1 protein-coding gene is annotated in these 556 nt (G+C 67.1%); it reads left to right on the forward strand.

The features are described 5' to 3' along the window. The coding region (locus JK358_RS38780; protein ID WP_201958880.1) for an AMP-binding protein at positions 1–556 on the forward strand (556 nt) is incomplete at both ends.

The following is a 556-nucleotide window of genomic DNA, read 5'->3' on the forward strand; positions in this document are numbered from 1 at the left end:
TCCGCACGTTCATGAAGTGGGGCAGGGAGATTCCCGAATCCCACAACCTGTCGTCGCTGCGGCTGCTGGGCAGCGTGGGCGAGCCGATCAACCCCGAAGCCTGGCGCTGGTACCGGGAAGTCGTGGGAGCCAACAAGACTCCCATCGTCGACACCTGGTGGCAGACCGAAACCGGCGCGATCATGATCTCCCCCTTGCCTGGCGTCACCGCCGCCAAACCCGGCGCCGCCATGACCCCGCTGCCCGGCATCTCCTCGAAAGTCGTCGACGAGGAAGGCAACCCGGTCCAGCTCGGCGAGACCGAAGCCAACGGCTACCTGGTCCTCGATCAGCCGTGGCCGTCGATGCTGCGCGGCATCTGGGGCGACAACGAGCGATACCGCGACACCTACTGGTCCAAGTACGCCGAGCAGGGCTGGTACTTCGCCGGGGACGGCGCGAAACTCGACACCGACGGCGACCTGTGGGTCCTGGGCCGCGTCGACGACGTCATGAACGTCTCCGGCCACCGCATCTCCACCGCCGAAGTCGAATCCGCCCTCGTGGGCCACTCCGG

Source organism: Nocardia acididurans (assembly GCF_016741815.1).
Lineage (GTDB): Bacteria > Actinomycetota > Actinomycetes > Mycobacteriales > Mycobacteriaceae > Nocardia > Nocardia acididurans.